The following is a 16,612-nucleotide window of genomic DNA, read 5'->3' as shown; positions in this document are numbered from 1 at the left end:
CTGCGGGGTCGGATTCCCTCAGGCCGCGCTCTCCCTAGTGCGCACTACCGATGCCAGCAAGCCGCCGATTTCCAGAAGCAGCAGCGCGGGCTCGAAGTTATAGGTCGGCGCCTGCGCCGCGAGTGTCGCGAGCGACGCATGCGCCTCGACGATCCGCAGCCGCGTTGCGTCATCGCTGCCGGCAATCGCCGCCACCAGCACGCGCCGTGCCGCCTCGATCGCTGCCAGCAGGCGCTCGCGATCAGGCCGTTGGCCAAGTGCGGTTGAAAGCTCCCCCCGCAGCGAGAGATCGGGATCGCCTTCCGCGACAAGCCGGACCATGATCTGCCAAGCCGTACCAAGCCCCATCTCGGCAAAGGCAAGCGCGGCACCGGGCGCGCCGCTTCCGGCGGAAATGGCAGCATCCAGCGCCGCTCCGCTCAATTCCGGCGCGGCCCGGGTGAGCGCCCGCGCCATGTCGTCCGGCTCGAGCGGATGAAACCGCAGCACCGAGCAGCGCGAGCGCACTGTAGGCAGCAGACGGCCGATCTGATGCGTCACCAGCAGGAAGAACGTGCCGGCTGGCGGCTCCTCGAGGCTCTTGAGCAGTGCGTTGACGGCGCCCTTTTCCAGATCATCCGCCGCATCGATGATGACCGCACGCCGCGCCCCCAGCGTTGGGCGCGTCACCAACCGCCGCTGCACGCCGCGGATCTGGTCGACGCTGATGTTGCGCTTGCGGGTATAGGCCTTCCCGTCGTCGCGCTTTTTCACTTCGTCGTCATTGCTCGGCAGCGGTTCCAGCACGTGGATGTCCGGGTGCATTTCCGGTGCGGGCTGCGGCACGCCCGGTTCGGCGACGAGTTCCGCCGCCGCCGCGCGGGCGAAGCTGGCCTTGCCCAGACCCTCGCGCCCCGCCAGAATCCAGCCGTGATGCATGCGCTGCCCGGCCCGCGCTGCGCGCCAGACGCTCCAAGCCTCGTCGTGACCGATCAGGGACACAGGCTGTCCACCGCCGCCAGCACGCGCGCATGGACCGTCTCGGGCGCGCCTTCGGCCGCAATCACGGCGAAGCGCTCGGGTTCGGCCTCGGCGTAGCGGCGGAAGGCATCGGCGACCCGCGCGTGATAGTCGGCCGCGCGCCCGCCGATCCGGTCGAGCTTGCCGGCATCGCGCTGCTCCACCCGCCTCGCGGCCTCGGCGGGATCGAGCGTCAGCAGCACCGTGCAATCGGGCAGCAGCCCCGTGCTGCCGATCCTGTGCAGCGTCAAGATATCGGAGTCATCCAGCCCGCTGCCGCCGCCCTGATAGGCGCGGCTGCTATCCAGATAACGGTCGCACACCACCCAGGCTCCGCGTGCCAGTGCGGGGCGGATGAGCGTCTCGACATGGTCCGCGCGCGCCGCTGCAAATAGCAGCGCCTCGGCCCTGGTGCCCCAGCCAGGCCCGTTCTTGTCGAGCAGCAGCGCCCGGATCGCCTCCGCGCCCGGCGTCCCGCCCGGCTCGCGCGTGGTGACGATGTCCAGCCCCCGCGCGCGCAGCGCCTCGGCCAGCAATCGGCTCTGGGTTGATTTACCGACCCCTTCCCCGCCCTCAAAGACGATGAACCTGCCTGTCATTGGCCGGTCATTGCCCCAGCATCGCCAGCAGGCCGTTGCGCAGCCGCGCCAGCGTTCCTGCTTCGGGCACGGCTTCCGCCGCCACCAGCGGCAGGCGCGTCTCGCCCTCGCCCGGCACCCGCACGACGAGGGTGGCGACTTCATCGCCCTTGGCAATCGGTGCGCGCAGCGGCCCCTTGTAGCGCACGCTCAGCGCATAGCGCGCGCCTGCGCCCCTCGGCAGCGTCAGCGCCAGCGGGTGCGGCGCGGCGAGGCCGACACTGCGCACCTCGCCGCCCTGCACTTTGGCCGTGCCGATCCTGGCCCCTTGCGCGAACAGCGGATGCGCCTCGAACGCCGCAAAGCCCCATTCGAGAAATGCGCGGGATTCTCTGGTGCGATCGACCGGACGGTCATAGCCCCCGACCACCATCATCAGCCGCCGCCCGTCCCGGATTGCCGAGCCGACAAGGCCATAGCCCGCTTCGTTGGTGAACCCCGTCTTCACCCCGTCCGCGCCATCGACATGGCCATAGAGCGGGTTGTGGTTTGGCTGTTCGATCCCGCGAAAGGAGAGCCTCTCGTGCCCGTAGAAGCGTGCATAGAGATCAGGATGCCGCGTGATCAGGGCGGTGCTCAGAATGGCAAGATCGGCGGCAGAGACATAGGTCTCGCCCTCATCCATCCAGCCATTGGCGGTGTTGTAGTGAGTGTCCTTCATGCCGAGCTTCTTTGCTTCGGCATTCATCATCTCGGTAAACGCGCCGACATTTCCCGCGACGCCCTCCGCCAGCACGACGCAGCCATCGTTGGCCGAAACCGTGACGATGCCCTCCAGCAATTCGGCAACAGATGTGTCGCTGCCATCGGCAAGGAACATCGTGCTGCCCACCCGGTGCCACTTGCGGAAGGCCTCGTGGCTCATCGTGAAGCGCTGGTCGAGCTTCAGCTTGCCCGCCTTGATCAGTTCGAAGGCGACATAGCTCGTCATGATCTTGGTGAGCGAGGCCGGCACGAAGCGCCGGTGCGACTGGCGCTCGAACAGCACCCGCCCGCCGTTGACATCAATCAGCAGGGCGATGGGCGCGGAAATCTGCGGCATGCCTGTCGCGGCTTGCGGTGCGGCCTCCGGCACAGGAGCCGCCGCGCGCACGGGCAGAGCAGCCAGCGCAGCGATCAGCACAGCGGTCAAGATCCTCGATTTCAAGCGCCGTCCTCGTTTAGTGCGAGACCGCGCCGGACGAGACTAGTCGCGCACGATCCGGGCACCTGCATAGCCCGCAGCGCGCGCCTTCGCCAGTCCGCGCTCCGCCTCATCCCCGGCAGAAAACGGCCCGCTTCGGACACGCCAGAGTGATCCTGCCTGCACCAGCGATCCGCCCGCCTTGCGCGCCGCTGCCTCGGCATTTGAGCGCTGCGAAAACGCACCAATTTGCACGTAGTAACGCCCTGCTGCCGCAGCCGGACGCTTCGGCGGTGCGGCCGGTATTGCAGGCTTCGGAGCAGGAGCGACTGCCTCCGGCTTCGGAGCCGGTTTGGGAAGGGGTTTCGGAGCCGGCTTCTCGGAGACTGGGGGCGCCTTCGGGGCAGGCTTGGCCGGCGGCGCTGGCTTGGGCGTGGCTGCCCCATCGACTTGCGCCGGGCGGATCGTCACCGGCAGGTCCGCGACAGGCGGCTCCAGCCCCAGCTTGCGGCGCAGCGCGGCCAGCAGGCCCGCCGGTGTATCCATGCGCGGCGGCACCGCCTGGCCTGCGCGCAGCAGCGCCCGTTCGGGCTCGGGCGGATTGACCCGCCGCACCCGCACCGGGGCGGAGGCACCGCCCGGCAGGCCGAGCTGCGCCCAGGCAAGCGGAGAGAGCGAGACAAGCCCGTCGCCGCTCATTGGCCCGCGTCGGTCGATCCGCACAAGGATCGTCCGCCCGCTCGCAAGCGATGTCACTTCGACATAGCTCGGGACCGGCAATGTGCGGTGGGCGCCGTTGATACGCGGCGCAGCACCTTCGTCCGCGCCCATCGGGACGGCCTTGCCCACGGCATCGTAGTTCAGCGTGTCGGCCGGCGTGTAGGTGACGCCGTCGACCACGAAGGCATCGCCCAGCGTGACCGGATAGTCGCCCGCCGGGCCCATGACATCGGGCGCCGCCGCTTTGCGCTCGCGCGCCGACGCGTCGTTAGCGAAACCGGCTCCCAGCGCCAGCACCAAGGCCAGCGCCAGAACCGCATTGTTCCTGTTAACGGGCAATTTCATCAGCCAGAAGTCCCACCGAGAGGGCGTAGAGATTCGAGCAGTTGTAATCGAGGATGACTCGATAATTTCCGGTTAGCAGGTAGGCCGTCTGCCCGGGACCATCGGGTTCGAGCAGGCTGGCGAGCGTATCATCCGCCAGGGTGGGTGAGCGCGGCACCACTCCGAGCGCCTTCCATTCCCGCACCGTCTTCCACCGCGAATGCCGCGCAAAGACTTGCGGGCAGCGCGGGCTGGCCAGCGCCGTGCCCAGCGCCGGACGGTCGAGCGGGAGCGTCACGTCCGCTGCCACGCCCCAGGGCTCTCCTGCCCGCCATCCGGCATCGCGGAAGTAGTTGGCAATCGAGGCAAGCGTGTCCGGCTTGCTTGCCCAGATATCGGCAAACCCATCGCCATCGCCGTCCTGCGCCACCCGCAGATAGACCGAGGGCAGGAACTGCGGATTGCCGAACGCACCGGCCCAGCTGCCCACCAGCTCGGCGCGCGGCACGCCGCGATCGACCATCTTGAGGAGCGCAATGAACTCCTCCGCAAACAGCGCCCGCCGCCGCCCCTCGTAAGCCAGTGTGGCAAGCGAGCGCGCGAGATCGAAATCGCCGGTATAGGAGCCGTAGTTCGTTTCATGCCCCCAGATCGCCAATACGATCTTGGGCGGCACGCCGTAGCGCTGCTCGATGCCGGCAAGCGTCTCGGCCGAGGCGAGATACTGCCGCCGCCCACCGGAAATCCGCGCAGCATCGACATGCGTGCGGCGATATCCGGCAAAGGCCGGGATCGACGAGGACGTCCCCGGCTGCGCACGGTCCAGCGCGATGACACGGGGGTTTTCGGTGAGCCCGGCCATCACCGAGGCGATGGTCTCCTCCCGCACGCCATCCGCCCGCGCCTTGGCCGCAAGGTACTGGAGATAACCCTGAAAACCTGCCGCCGCCTCATCGCCCTGCGCCCCGGCGGGGCCAGCCAGAAGCGACAGCACCAGCGCGGCAAGCGCAGCGCGGATGAGGCCAGGCGTGCGTGGAACATGAAAAAGGAGTGGCATTGGCATCGTGCCATGACAGTCGCACAGCGCGGCGGCGCTGGGAATCCCTCAATCGATGAATTGCGTGGGAAGCGCCGCAAGGCACCGCGCTCAGGCCACGAAATGCAAAATTGCTTTGCGAGGCCCCGCCGGCCCGCTATCGGCATGCCGAAGCGCATTACGCTGCGGACAGGTGGCCGAGTGGTTTAAGGCAGCGGTCTTGAAAACCGCCGTGGGTGGAAGCTCACCGTGGGTTCGAATCCCACCCTGTCCGCCAATTTCCCTGAAATCCCGCAAAGTGATCTCGGCTGAACGATCCCGGCAGGCACCTTGGCAAATGTGGCCAACCATGGGCGAACCGCCCAGCAATATACCGAAGCGTGCAGATGCGCCGTGCATTGCCGGTTCCGGTCAATGCCAATCCCTCTCCAGCCCATAGCCTGTTGTGCAGATGGGAATGCGCGTCGCTCAAGGCAGGCGCGGGCCATGACAGGGGAGTTTCGACATGAGCACGAGGCGCAGCGCCAAGTTTTTCGCAGCAAGCACGGCCCTTGCCGCGCTGGTAATGGCTGATGCCGCACTGGCGCAGGCAGCGGGGGCCGAAGGCGAAGCCGCTGCGGAGAGCAGCGGCGAGATCATCGTCACCGCAACCCGCAAGAGCGAAAGCATCAACAAGGTTCCCCTTAGCGTCAGCGCGCTTTCACGCGAAGCGCTCGACAGCCGGGGCATCCGCAACTTCAGCGACGTGATCCGCCAGACTCCGGGCGTCAGCTTCGAGAAGTCGAACACCACGACCAACATCGCGATCCGCGGCGTGAACTCGTCAGTCGGCGCCGCCACCACCGGCATCTATATCGACGATGTGCCGATCCAGATCCGTCAGCTCGGCTACGGCGGCGGCAATGCCTACCCGGTGGTCTTCGATCTGGACCGCGTGGAAGTGCTGCGCGGACCCCAGGGCACGCTGTTTGGCGCCGGATCTGAAGGCGGCACCGTGCGCTTCATCACGCAGCAGCCCAGCCTCGATACGATCAAGGTCTATGGCCGCGCCGAAGCGAGCGCGACCCAGCACGGCGCGGCGAACGGCGAAGGCGGCGTCTCGGTGAGCGCGCCGCTTGTCGCGGGCAAGCTCGGCATCGCGGCGAGCGGCTACTACCGCCGTGATGGCGGCTACGTGGACCGGATCAGCTCGTTCACCAACAAGGTCGTGCAGAAGAACGCCAACTCGACCGACAGCTATGTCGCGCGCGTGGCCCTAACCTGGCAGCCGGTCGACAACGTCAAGATCACGCCTGCCGTGTTCTACCAGAACGTCGAGGCGGCCGACAGCGGCGAGAGCTGGGAGAAGTATTCGAACTACGACAAGCACGTGTTCCGGAATGCCAACCAGCTCCCCGAAACCAGCAAGGACCGCTTCACGCTCACCTCGCTCAACGTCAGCGTCGGCCTCGGGGCGGTGGACCTCATCGCGGTCGGCTCCTACTTCGATCGCCGCCAGTCCTTCGTGCAGGACTACACCAACTTCGACCAGACGCTGTTCACCGGGGTCAATGCGCTCCCGTTCTTCCCCGAACAGAACGCCCCGTCAGACTTCGTCGTCGCGCAGAAGAACTGGACCGGCGAGCTTCGCCTGCAATCGAGCAATGCGGCCAGCCCGCTGACCTGGGTGCTCGGCGGGTTCTACTCGCACGCGAAACAGACCTCCATCCAGGTCGTGACCGATCCCTATCTGCCCGTCTACCTGTTCGGCGGCCCTTCGCCGGTCGCGGGCTTCTCGGTCTATGACCAGAACGCGGTTTCGACCGACGAGCAGGCGGCGCTGTTCGGGCAGGTCACCTACAAGCTTACCGACAAGCTCTCGGTGCTTGCGGGCCTGCGCTACAGCCACACCGTGTTCACGATCCGCTCGATCGCGCAGGGCTTCGTGGTTGGCCCGCTGGTCGATGACCGCGGCCGCCAGAGCGAGAACCCGATCACGCCCAAGTTCGGCATCAACTTCCAGGCGACGCCCGATACGCTGCTCTATGCCTCGGCCTCGCGCGGTTTCCGCGTTGGTGGCTACAACCCGCAGGTGGGCACGTTCTGCGGGCCGGAACTTGCCAGCATCGGCTATCCGGGCGGCCGCCCGACCAACTTCAAGTCGGACTCGGTGTGGAGCTACGAGGTCGGCGTGAAGAGCCGGTTCGGCGGGCTCGGCAGCGTGCAGGCGAGCGTCTACCAGATCGACTGGAACGACATCCAGCAGGCCGTCGCGCTCAACAGCTGCGGCTTCCAGTTCACCAACAACCTCGGCAAGGCGCGCAGCCGCGGCTTCGATCTCCAGCTCGAAGTGCGCCCGACCAATCGCCTGACGCTGCAGGCCGAAATCGGCTACGTCGATGCCAAGTTCCGCGATACCGTGTTCGGCGGCCCTACTGCGGCGGCGCCCTTCGTGAGCAAGGGGGATGCCGTGCTCGGCGCACCGTGGACAGCCTCGTTCCACGCGCAATACGATTTCGACGCGTTCCGCGCGAAGGGCGGCTATATCCGGTCCGATTTCGACTACCGCTCGAAGCAGAGCAAGCTGCCGCCCTACCTCAACCCCGGCAACGGCGCGATCGATCCTGCGCTCACGCTGCCGCCCGCGGTCGCCTTCTGGTCGGCGCGGCTCGGCGTGAAGCCGGGCAACTTCGATATCTCGCTTTTCGTCAACAACATCCTCGACAAGTCCACCTGGACCCGGCGCGAGCGGGCCTCCAACCCGTTCGAATTCTTCCGCCGGGAAACGCTGCGGCCGCGCACCTTCGGCGTGACGGCGTCCTACCGCTACTGAGGAAAACCGGGCGCGCCGCCTTGCCGGGCTGGCTGGCGGCGCAGCCAAAAGGCGAAAGCCGAATGGGGGAGAATGCCGGTATGAAGATCTCACGCCACGTCTTTGCGCTTGCCGGGCTTATCGCCGCCGCCTGCGCCCTGCCCCATCCCGCACAAGCAGCGCCAAAGCCGGTGCTGCGCTTCGTCAATGGCCATATCTACACCCCGCAGGGCTGGCGCAGCGCGATGGACGTGCGCGGCAACCGCATCCTGCGCATCGGCTCGCAGGCGCAGGCAAGGGGCTGGCCGGGCACCGGCGTGAAAGTCATCGACCTCAAGGGACGCACGGTCCTCCCCGGCCTTTACGACATGCACGTCCACCCCGTGCTCCAGGCCAAGGGCGATGAAGGCCGCTGCCGCGTGCCCCAGGATGCCGGCCCGCAGCGCCTGATCGAACTCGTCGCCGCCTGCGTCAAGGCGGCCAAGCCCGGCGAATGGGTCAGCGGCGGCCAGTGGCAGTCCTCGCTGATGACCGGCACGCCGATCACCGCCGCCACGCTCGATGCCGTCTCGCCAGACAATCCGGTCATGCTCTTCGATGTCAGCGGCCACAGCGTCTGGGCCAATTCGCGCGCGCTGGCGCTCGCCGGGATCGGCCCCGGCACGCCCAATCCCGAAGGCGGCATCATCGAGCGTGACGGCGCGGGCAACCCAACGGGCATTCTGCGCGAGACGGCCGGCCGCCTGCTCACCGTCAAAGTCCCGCCGCAACCGCAGGCAGAGACCGAGCGCCAGCTTTCCGCGCACCTCGCGATGCTCGCCGGTTTCGGCGTCGTCGGCTACGTCGAGGCGATGGCCTACCGCGACGACCTCGAAGTCTACGCGGCGCTGGCAGACAAGGGCGTCCTCAAGCAGCGCGTGCAGGCCTGTATCGCCTATTCCGAATCCGGCCGCTCCAATCCCGCCTTCGAGCAGACGCTGGCGGACCGGGCAAAGTTCGCCCGCCCCACCTTCAACGCCAATTGCGTCAAGGTCTTCGCGGATGGCGTGCCGACTGAAAGCCACACCGGCGCGATGCTGGCGGATTACCAGGCCGGCCAGCCCAATGCCCCCGCGCGCGGCCTGCTGCTGTTCGATCCGCAGGCCATGGCGAAGAACCTCGCGGCATGGGACAAGCTCGGCGTCACCGTGCTGTTCCACGCCGCCGGAGACCGCGCGGTGCGTGCCTCGCTCGATGCCATCGGGGCAGCGCGCAAGGCCAACGGCATGGGCGGTCCGCTGCATCAGGTTGGACACTCCACCTTCGTCGATCCCGCCGATCTGCCGCGCTTCAAGGCCCTGCACGCCGCGGTCGAATTCTCGCCCTATCTCTGGGATCCGCAGCCGATCAACGATGATATCACCACCGCCGTCGGTTCCCCGCGCATCGATCGGGTCTGGCCGATCCGCGAAGGCTTCGCCTCGGGCGCGCTGGTGGTTGCCGGGTCGGACTGGGCGGTTGTCCCCTCGCCCAATCCGTGGATCGGCATCGAAACCGCCGTCACCCGCCGCAACCCCGGCGGCGGCACGCGCAGCTATGGCCTCGCCGAGGCGATCACTTTGCCGCAAGCGATCACCATGTTCACCATCAACGCCGCGCAGCGCATGGGGATCGCCGACAAGGCGGGCTCGCTCGAAGTCGGCAAGTTCGCTGATTTCCTCGTGCTCGACCGCGATCCCCTCGCCATTCCGGTGACCGAGATCCACAAGACCACGGTGCTTGAGACCTGGGTCGGCGGGCAGAAGATCTTCGCGCGGGCCAAGGGCTGAACGCCATGTGGCGGCATCTCGTCAGCGTCGTTCTGCTCGCCGCCACCACTGCCTGCCATCGCAGTCCCGACTTGCCCGCCGCCGCCGCCCGGGCAGATGTCGCGGCCGTGGAGGCCGATGCCGCTGGTTGGCCGGGCTACGGCGGCCAGCCCTCCTCCACCAAGTTCTCCTCGCTTGAGCAGATCAACCGCACCAATGTCGCCAGCCTTCGCCGAGTCTGGACCTGGCATTCGGGCGATGTCTCGGTCGGCACCGAACAGGTTGACGCCACGGTCGGGGAAATGACGCCGATCTACGTCAATGCCCGGCTCTATGGCTGCACGCCCTTTGGCCGCGCTGTCGCGATCGATCCTGCCTCGGGCCGCGAGCTATGGTCGTTCGATCCGAAGAAGCCGCGCACCGGCAACATGTACCACGAGAACTACTGCCGCGGCGTCGCCTACTGGCAGGCCGATACGCCGGCAGCCCGCGCACAGCCTTGCGGCAAGCGCATCCTCTACGGCGCGCAGAACGCCGTGCTGCACGCACTCGATGCCGATACCGGCCGCGTCTGCACCGGCTTCGGCCAGAACGGCCGCGTCGACCTCGGCGCGATGGACTACAAGGGCGAAGGCAAACCCGCCAACACTTCGCCTCCCGCCGTATGGGGCAATATCGTGGCCTTGGGCACGGCGGTGCAGGACAACATGTACCGCAATTCGCTGGATGGCATCGTTCGAGCTTTCGACGTGGTGACCGGCAAGCCGCTGTGGACGTGGAACCCGATCCCGGACGATATCTCCGCTGTCACCGGCGCGGCCAATGCCTGGGCACCGATCTCCGTCGATGCCAAGCGCGGCTGGCTGTTCCTCCCCACCGGCAGCGCCAGCTGGGATACGCTCGGCATCAACCGCCTGGGCCGCATCCCCGATGCCAACGCCGTCGTCGCGCTCGATATGCGCACCGGCCGCAAGGTGTGGTCGTACCAGACCGTCCACCACGATCTGTGGGACTACGATCTGCCCGCCGCGCCCACTCTCGCCACCATCGACCACGGTGGGCGCGCCGCCGAAGCGGTGATTCAGGCGAGCAAGACCGGCAATATCTTCGTGCTCGACCGGGAGACCGGCAAGCCGCTGTTTCCAGTCGTCGAACGCCGCGTGCCTGCCAGCGACATGCCGGGAGAGCGCGCCTCGCCCACCCAGCCCATGCCGCTCCTTCCCCATGCCGTCACCTCGCAGCGCCTTCGCCCGGAAGACGCCTGGGGCCTGCTCGGCTATGACACGGCGGCTTGCCGCACCCGCATCGCCAGTTTGCGGAATGAAGGCTTGTTCACCCCGCCCAGCGTACGCGGCTCGCTGCTGCACCCCAGCTTTCTCGGCGGCACCAACTGGGGCGGCCTTGCCTATGATCCCGGAAGTGGGCTTGCCGTGGTCAACTCCTCGAATCTCGCGGCCTCGGTTCGCCTCGTCCCGCGCGCCAAGTTCGATGCCAAACGTGATCTGAAGCCCGGTGTCTCCTACTACGAGATGCAGGGCTCGCCCTATGTCATGCTGCGCGAAGTGCTGATGTCGCCGCTTGGCGTGCCGTGCAATCCGCCGCCGTGGGGCCGCCTCACTGCCATCGACATGAAGACCGGTCAGACTCGCTGGCAAGTCCCCTTCGGCCGCCTCACACTCTCCAACGGGATCACGTCCCCCGCAGCGTGGGGCGCGCCCAATCAGGGCGGCCCCATCGTCACGCGCGGCGGCCTTGTCTTCATCGGTGCCAGCCTCGATAGCCGCCTGCGCGCCTACGATATCCAGACCGGGCGCGAGCTCTGGCAAGCCTTCGTTCCCGCGCCCGCCACCGCCACCCCGATGACCTTTCGCCACACCGATGGCCGCCAGTATGTCGTCGTCTCCGCCGGAGGGCACGGCGGCTTCGGCACCCGGCTCAGTGATGCGATGGTGGCGTTTGCCTTGCGCTGAAGTCCTCACCGGCTGCGCGGCGATAAGCCTGCGGGGTCATCCCGAAATGGCGGCCGAAGCGGCGGATGAAGCTCGCGCTTTCGGCAAAGCCGACCGACAGCGCGATCTCGGCGACATCCCGGCGGCTCTGACGCAGCAGCCGCGCCGCCGCCTGCATGCGCCGTTCGTTTACGAGATCGCGCCAGCGCAGCCCTTGCGCGCGCAGCCGCCGGCTCAGCGTCGCCGCCGAAACGCCCATGGTCTCGGCCACTTCCTCCAGCTGCGGCGCGTGGTCGAGCGGACTGGCCTCCAGCGCCCGGACCAGCGCGCCAAGAGATGTTCCGCGCCGGGCACTTTCCGCCGCGCGGCGACGCAGATGCTCCTCCACGATCGGGAAGAGCTCCGGATCGATCACCGGGCTCGTGCACTCGAGAAAACGCGCCTCGAAGCAAAAGGCATTGGTTTCCTGATCGAAGAACACCGGACAGCGGAAGAATTCCCGGTAGACCCGCTCGTCGCCCACGCAGGAATGCTCGAAGCGCACCTCGACCACTTCGAACTCGCCGCCGACATAGTTGCGGCACATGTTGTGCATCAGCGCGATCGAGAATTCCGCATCCTGCCGCCGCGATTGCAGCGTCTGGTCGGTGATGAGGTACTCGAACGTGGCAAGGCCCTCATCCGCGCTGAAGCGGTTGCGCACCGCGTCCTGAATCGTCGCGAGATAGGCCGCAAAGCCGGTGAAGGCTGCACGCAGCGATGGCGCGCTGAGGAACAGAAAGCCGAGCGCGCCCAGACTGTTGAGCGCACCCAATCGCCCCGCCTGCAGCCCGAGATAGGGATTGCCCGCCTCACGCGCCGCGCATTCCAGAAAGCCGAGGAATGCCTCGAGCGGCATGACGGCGCGTGCGTTGTCGAGGTCGTCACGCCGCAGGGCGATGCGCGCCAGCATCGGTTCGGGATCGCAGCCGACAAGGTCGAGGCAATTGACCACGTGGCGCAGCACGAGGACCGAGATCGTTGGCTTCAGCATGCCCGCCCGTGTCCCATGCGCAAAGACCCCGCGTTTGCCTCCGGATCGGACCATCCCGCATGGTGCGGGGTACGGGCAAGGGGGCCGCGCCAGTTTGGCCGCATCGGCCAAGCCGCACCGCGCCCCGTGCAGGCCTATTCGCTCCCGTCTCCCCATGGTGAAAGTTCGTGAAGCATGATCCGATTTGAAGCTCCGACGCTCCGTGTTGCCCTCCTGGCCGGAGCGCTCCTTGGCTGCGGCCCCGCCTTGGCGCAGCCCGCGCCGGTCGATCTGGTCTTCCTGCACGGCACCGTGATCACCCCCTCCGGCGCGGCGCAGGCCCTAGCCGTTTCAGGCGGCACCATCGTCGCGACCGGCACCGATGCCGAAATCGCCGCGATGGCCGCGCCTTCCGCACGCACCATCGATCTGGCCGGCCGCACCGTGATGCCCGGCCTTTACGACATGCACGTCCACACCTACTTCGCCGGGCGCGACAAGCTTTCCTGCCGTTTCGCGCAAGGTGCCGATGCCAAGGCCATAGCCCTTGCGATCAAGGCTTGCGCCGCCAAGGCAAAGCCCGGCGAATGGATCACCGGCGGCAGCTGGGTCGGCGCCGCGTTCAAACCGGGCGAGCAGAACAAGCGCCTGCTCGATGCCGCCGCACCAAACAATCCGGTCATGCTCAACGATGAGAGCCTGCACAGCGTGTGGGTCAATTCCCAGGTCCTGCGCATTGCGGGCATCTCCCGCACCACCAAGGACACGCCCGGCGGGGTGATCGACCGCGATGCCAAGGGCGAACCCACTGGCGTCCTGCGCGAAGTCACCGCGCGCGATATCGAACGCTTCATGCCCAAGGCCTCCACCGAGCAGCAGGTGCAGGCGATCAAGGTCGCCACCGACGAGATGCTGTCCTACGGCATCGTCGGCTTCACCGATGCCGCCGTGCGGCGGGAGATGATCGAGGGGCTTTCCGCCTATGCGAGGTCGGGCGGGCTCAAGCAGTACGCGCGCGGCTGCATCGTCTGGGGCCCCAATTCGGGCGACAGCGAGGGCCTGATCCCTCAGCGCCAGGCTTGGAGCGCAGGCCGGCTCAAGCTCGATTGCGTCAAGATGTTCCTCGATGGCGTCCCGCTCGAAGGCCGCACCGCCGTCATGCTTTCGCCCTATGCGCACCGCGGCGGGCCGCACGATGATCAGGGTCCCGGCGAGGGGCGCGGCCTCAAGTTGATCCCCGAGAACACGCTCTTCCCCGCCGTCGCCGCGTTTGACCGGCAGGGCATTCAGGTCAAATTCCACGCGGCCGGCGACGGCGCAGTGCGCGAGGCGGTCGAGGCCATTGCCGCCGCGCGGATGGCCAATGGCGATGCGGGTCCGCACCATGAGATCGGCCACAACACCTTCATCGATACCGCCGATGTCCCGCGTGGCCACGAACTGCATTTCACCTGGGAGCTCTCGCCCTACATCTGGTGGCCCACCCCGATCACCTCGGTCGATATCGCCAAGGCAGTCGGCGCCGAACGGATGAAGCGGCTCTGGCCGATGCGTGACGTGCTGGAGAGCGGTGCCAATGTCGTGACCGGTTCGGATTGGCCGGTGGTCCCCTCGGTCAATCCGTGGCTCGCCTTCGAGACGCTGGTGACGCGGCAGGTCCCCGGCGCGACCGGCGATCCGATCAACGAAGGCCAGCGCATCACGCGCGAGCAGGCCCTGGCCGTGTTTACGCGCAATGGCGCGGCGGAAATGGGCAGGCTCGATAAGGGGGGCACGCTGGAGCCCGGCAAGCTCGCCGATCTCATCGTGCTCGATCGCAACCCGCTTACGGTGCCGGTCGGCCAGATCCACGATACCCGCGTGCTGGCGACCTGGATCGCCGGTGAGCAGGTCTACGCCGCCCCTGCGGAAAGCGGCAGATAGCCGCCTCGTCCCGGATCAGAGAACGAAGTCGCCTGCCGCCAGCGCCGGTGCGCCGTTGCAGCGGATCCAGAAGTCGGCAAGCCCGTCGCCGTTGGTATCGCCTTGCACGATGCTGAGGCCGGATATCACCTCCACGCGCAGCTGGCCGGCCACCTTGCCGAAGGCGCTGCCGCCGATAAAGGCAAAGGCATCGTTGCTGGAGCCGTTGGCGCTGTTGGCATCGACGGCAGAGAGATCGATCCGGTCGCCATCCGTGCGGCTGAAATCGCTGATGAGGTCGCAAGTCCAGATGGCGAGACCCCCGAAGTCGCCACCGGCAAATCGGAAGGTGTCCGCACCGGCACCGCCGATCATCACGTCGCGCGCCGCCCCGCCAATCAGGATATCCGCGCCTCCCCCGCCCTGCAGTTGATCGTTTCCGTCGAGGCCCGAAAGCACGTTGCTCGCGGAATTGCCGTTGATCAGATTCGCCAGCTCGTTGCCCGTGCCGTTGATCGCCGCCGAGCCGGAAAGCGTCAGGTTTTCGACATTCGCGCCAAGCGTCAGGCTGATCCACGAAACAATCAGGTCGCGCCCGGCATCATTGGCCTCGCTCACGACGTCTCCGGCATTGTCGACAGCGTAGATATCGTTGCCAAGGCCGCCCGCCATGGTGTCGGCACCGGCATAGCTGTTCAGCACGTTGTTGCCGCTGTTGCCGGTCAGGGTATCGTTGAAGGCCGATCCGGAGAGATTCTCCACAGCCGTCAGCGTATCCCATCCGGCGGCTCCGGTGTTCTGCGCCCCCGTCAGCGCAAGGTTCACCGTGACCGGCCCGGTTGCCGAGGTATAGAGCACTGTGTCGATCCCGCCGCGGCCATCGATCACGTCGTTCCCGGCACCGCCCACGAACACGTCATTCCCGCCGCTCCCGAGCAGGGTGTCGTTGAACGCGCTGCCGATCACGGCCTCGACTGAAACGAGCGTGTCCGATCCAACCTTCGCCACGTCTCCGGCAACCGTACCCGAGGCAGTTCCTGCCGTCAGATCGACGGTGACGGCCGCCAACGCCTTGCCATAGTTGACCGTGTCCTGCCCGCTACCGCCGTCAAAGCTGTCCTTGCCGCCATCGGTCCCGGCGTTGAAGGTGTCATTGCCGTCGCCGCCCGCCTCGGTATCGTCGCCGGACCCGCCGTCCAGCGTATCATTGCCCGCCCCGCCGGTCAGCGTGTCTGCCCCGCCATTGCCGGAAAGCACGTTGGCCGCATCGTTGCCGGTGATGGTGTCTGCGCCCGCCCCGCCGCGCGCGTTCTCTATCGTGCAGCCAAAGGCAATGCCGATATTGGCATCGAGCAGGGTGTCGGAATACGTCAGCTGCGAATAAGTCCCCGGCACCAGCGTGACCGTGCAGCCCAGGCTGAACGCACTCACATCCAGCGTATCGGTTCCGCCCGCATCCCAGATCGTCTGGTAGACCGGCTGGCTCGGCGTGAACGCGTAGAGGTCGTTGCCCGTGTGGTACGACATGTTCGCACCGTAGATCTTCTGCACCGCCGCGATGTCGTAGACCATCGGTGAGATGACGAGATACTGCGCCTGGGTCGATCCGGGCTTGAAGTAGAAGTTACCTGCAGGCTGGGTGTACGACATGATCGTGTAGCGCGCGTCGTCATAGCCCGCCGGGATCACATTGCCCTCGAACGGGTGGTCGAGCCCCAGCGCGTGGCCGATTTCGTGCATCATCGCGAGGAAATCGTAGGTGAGGGGCTGGAACGTGCCCGTCGTGACCCCCGGCTCGATCCAGATGTCGCCGTGCGCCGGCCCGGCCCCGTTGGAGATCCACTGGCAATAGCCCCAATAGTCCGGGCTTACGGCAGAGGAGTAGCCCACGCGGATGTCGCCGACATTGCCCGCAGCGTCTTCCGTGATCTTCGTGAACTTGACATTGGCGACATCGGCCCAGCGCTGGAAGGCAAGGTCGATCCCCGGAATCTGCGCGCCAGTCACGCCGAAGTGCTGGGTCGCGGTCGGTTCCGGGCCATAACCGGTCACGAATTTCGAGGCGAATCCGTTCAGGAACGTGAAGCTGTAGCTGATCTGCGTCGAGCCGCCCGCCTGCCCGGCCCACTTCGTGCGAAACGCAGCGTCAGGTGAAAAGAGCGAATCGATGAATGCGTCGTCGGAGAGGGCAAAAGAGCTTACGCTGCCGTTGGATGTGTACTGCGTCATGACGCTCTCCCTCGGCTGGAAGTCCTGAATGGCCGGGCATGCATCATCGCGCACCGGACCTTGCCGAATAGTTCCACCGTAAGCTTAATCCCGCAAGTGCCG

The 16,612-nt window shown here is 66.9% G+C and carries 11 protein-coding genes and 1 tRNA gene; 5 read left to right on the top strand and 7 right to left on the bottom strand.

Annotation, left to right across the window (positions count from 1 at the left end):
• Nucleotides 1–18: 18 nt before the first annotated feature.
• From ACODS2_RS14970 to ACODS2_RS14950, 5 genes are all read right to left on the bottom strand, one after another.
• Nucleotides 19–975 carry a DNA polymerase III subunit delta' gene (locus ACODS2_RS14970; protein ID WP_488999854.1) on the bottom strand — a complete coding sequence of 319 codons (957 nt, stop codon included), beginning with the start codon at nucleotides 973–975 and terminating at the stop codon, nucleotides 19–21.
• Nucleotides 972–1,598, bottom strand: coding sequence for a dTMP kinase (tmk, locus tag ACODS2_RS14965; protein ID WP_488999559.1), 627 nt, complete (start codon nucleotides 1,596–1,598; stop codon nucleotides 972–974). The genes ACODS2_RS14970 and tmk overlap by 4 nt, the downstream gene beginning before the upstream one ends.
• 7 nt (nucleotides 1,599–1,605) lie before the next feature.
• On the bottom strand, nucleotides 1,606–2,760 hold the full coding sequence (locus tag ACODS2_RS14960) for a D-alanyl-D-alanine carboxypeptidase family protein (RefSeq protein ID WP_488999853.1): 1,155 nt from the start codon (nucleotides 2,758–2,760) through the stop codon (nucleotides 1,606–1,608).
• Between the two features lie 63 nt (nucleotides 2,761–2,823).
• The gene (locus ACODS2_RS14955; RefSeq protein WP_488999558.1) at nucleotides 2,824–3,825 is read right to left on the bottom strand and encodes an SPOR domain-containing protein; all 1,002 of its coding nucleotides are present in this window, start codon (nucleotides 3,823–3,825) and stop codon (nucleotides 2,824–2,826) included.
• On the bottom strand, nucleotides 3,809–4,861 hold the full coding sequence (locus ACODS2_RS14950) for a lytic murein transglycosylase (RefSeq protein WP_488999557.1): 1,053 nt from the start codon (nucleotides 4,859–4,861) through the stop codon (nucleotides 3,809–3,811). The genes ACODS2_RS14955 and ACODS2_RS14950 overlap by 17 nt, the downstream gene beginning before the upstream one ends.
• A gap of 166 nt (nucleotides 4,862–5,027) precedes the next feature.
• On the opposite strand from ACODS2_RS14950, the gene ACODS2_RS14945 reads away from it, so the two are divergent.
• From ACODS2_RS14945 to ACODS2_RS14930, 4 genes are all read left to right on the top strand, one after another.
• Nucleotides 5,028–5,117 (top strand) — tRNA-Ser (locus tag ACODS2_RS14945).
• Between the two features lie 228 nt (nucleotides 5,118–5,345).
• On the top strand, nucleotides 5,346–7,652 hold the full coding sequence (locus ACODS2_RS14940; protein ID WP_488999556.1) for a TonB-dependent receptor: 2,307 nt from the start codon (nucleotides 5,346–5,348) through the stop codon (nucleotides 7,650–7,652).
• A gap of 80 nt (nucleotides 7,653–7,732) precedes the next feature.
• Nucleotides 7,733–9,439 (top strand): amidohydrolase, encoded by a 1,707-nt coding sequence (locus ACODS2_RS14935; RefSeq protein ID WP_488999555.1) that lies wholly within the window; start codon nucleotides 7,733–7,735, stop codon nucleotides 9,437–9,439.
• Between the two features lie 5 nt (nucleotides 9,440–9,444).
• Nucleotides 9,445–11,388, top strand: coding sequence for a pyrroloquinoline quinone-dependent dehydrogenase (locus tag ACODS2_RS14930; RefSeq protein ID WP_488999554.1), 1,944 nt, complete (start codon nucleotides 9,445–9,447; stop codon nucleotides 11,386–11,388).
• Here the strand turns inward: ACODS2_RS14930 and ACODS2_RS14925 are convergent.
• Nucleotides 11,354–12,400, bottom strand: coding sequence for an AraC family transcriptional regulator (locus ACODS2_RS14925; RefSeq protein ID WP_488999553.1), 1,047 nt, complete (start codon nucleotides 12,398–12,400; stop codon nucleotides 11,354–11,356). The genes ACODS2_RS14930 and ACODS2_RS14925 overlap by 35 nt on opposite strands.
• Nucleotides 12,401–12,574: 174 nt before the next feature.
• On the opposite strand from ACODS2_RS14925, the gene ACODS2_RS14920 reads away from it, so the two are divergent.
• The gene (locus ACODS2_RS14920; protein WP_488999552.1) at nucleotides 12,575–14,302 is read left to right on the top strand and encodes an amidohydrolase; all 1,728 of its coding nucleotides are present in this window, start codon (nucleotides 12,575–12,577) and stop codon (nucleotides 14,300–14,302) included.
• A 15-nt stretch (nucleotides 14,303–14,317) separates the two neighbouring features.
• Here the strand turns inward: ACODS2_RS14920 and ACODS2_RS14915 are convergent, their stop codons facing one another.
• The gene (locus ACODS2_RS14915) at nucleotides 14,318–16,510 is read right to left on the bottom strand and encodes a M10 family metallopeptidase C-terminal domain-containing protein (protein ID WP_488999551.1); all 2,193 of its coding nucleotides are present in this window, start codon (nucleotides 16,508–16,510) and stop codon (nucleotides 14,318–14,320) included.
• Between the last annotated feature and the right edge of the window lie 102 nt (nucleotides 16,511–16,612).

The sequence above is a fragment of the Novosphingobium sp. FG137 genome (assembly GCF_057809735.1).
Note: the sequence above shows the minus strand (reverse complement) of the source record. Positions and strands in the feature narration are given on the sequence as shown.